The 1,223-nt window shown below is 31.8% G+C and carries 2 protein-coding genes; one reads left to right on the plus strand and one right to left on the minus strand.

What is annotated here, in order from left to right; translation table 11 throughout:
• The coding region (locus QX565_RS10395; RefSeq protein WP_289292712.1) for a restriction endonuclease subunit S at window positions 1-639 on the plus strand (639 nt) is incomplete at its 5' end.
• Here QX565_RS10395 and QX565_RS10400 read toward each other — a convergent pair.
• The coding region (locus tag QX565_RS10400; RefSeq protein WP_354003816.1) for a restriction endonuclease subunit S at window positions 632-1,223 on the minus strand (592 nt) is incomplete at its 5' end. The two genes, QX565_RS10395 and QX565_RS10400, sit on opposite strands and share 8 nt — an antisense overlap.

A 1,223-nucleotide genomic window follows, 5' to 3' on the forward strand; every position in this document is an offset into this window, starting at 1 on the left:
ATAGAGCAAAAGAAGATTTCATCGTTGCTATACCAGATTGACGAACGCATTTCAACCCAAATTAAAATAATTGAAAAATTTGAATCCTTAATTAAAGGGATATACAATTTTCTATTGGGAGAGTCAAGTGATTATATGAAACTTGGTGGACTGTGCGAGATTAAAAAAGGTCAGCAAGTTAATGGAACTGAATTAACAGAGTTTGGTGAATACTATGTAATGAATGGTGGAATTGCTCCATCGGGATTTTATAATTTCTATAACACTAATAGTAATACAATATCAATTAGCGAAGGAGGAAACTCGTGTGGATACGTGCAATATAATGATCTTCCTTTTTGGAGTGGAGGACATTGTTATACATTAGAAAACGTAGAAGGTATCATTAATGATAGATACCTTTTCCATTATTTGAAAGCTAATGAAGCATCAATAATGGCGTTACGTATAGGTAGTGGGCTACCTAATATCCAAAAGAAAGATTTATCTTCTTTTGGTGTACCACTGCCCACATTGACAAAGCAAAAAGAGATGGCCAATACTCTTGACAAAGTAGTTGATAAGATAGGCATAGAAAAAGGTATTCTTGCAGCTTATCAAAAGCAGAAAAAATTCCTTTTACAAAGTATGTTTATATAAATAAATTAGAAAGTAGATATTGTTTCTGCTCTTTCATCTTTTGTAACATTTGTTTCTCTATTTCTACCTTATCAGTTATGGTTGTAAGCACATTAGCTTTTTTTTGTTGTTCGTCATATGAAGGACAATAAAAAACAGCTTCCCCGTAATCCTTAAAGTATATGTGTGGAATCCCTGAACCAACTATAAATTTTTCAAAGTTAAATATACTCAGAAAATAAAAGAGATATTTTAGACAGACGTTATTTTTTGCAGTCAAAGAGTTAAGGGTACCTATAGTAGAGTACTTACCGTTTGCATATTGAACTCTTCCAACTCCAGAACCATCTTTGATTATGAGAATCGAATCTTGGTCAATTTGGTATTGAGATGTATATGCTATTATACCAGTTGCTCCATAAACACAAAAAATCCCACTATCATTTACAATTTCAGATTCAGATAATGTTGACGAATGACATACAAGGCAATCTTTTATTTTTGTTGTTGGTTTATTATTCATTATGAGTAAACGGCAAAGCCCTTTAATTAAGGATTCAAATTTTTCAATTATTTTAATTTGGGTTGAAATGCGTTCGTCAATC

It is taken from the genome of Bacteroides sp. 41_26, assembly GCF_949740115.1.
Taxonomy (GTDB): domain Bacteria; phylum Bacteroidota; class Bacteroidia; order Bacteroidales; family Bacteroidaceae; genus Bacteroides; species Bacteroides nordii.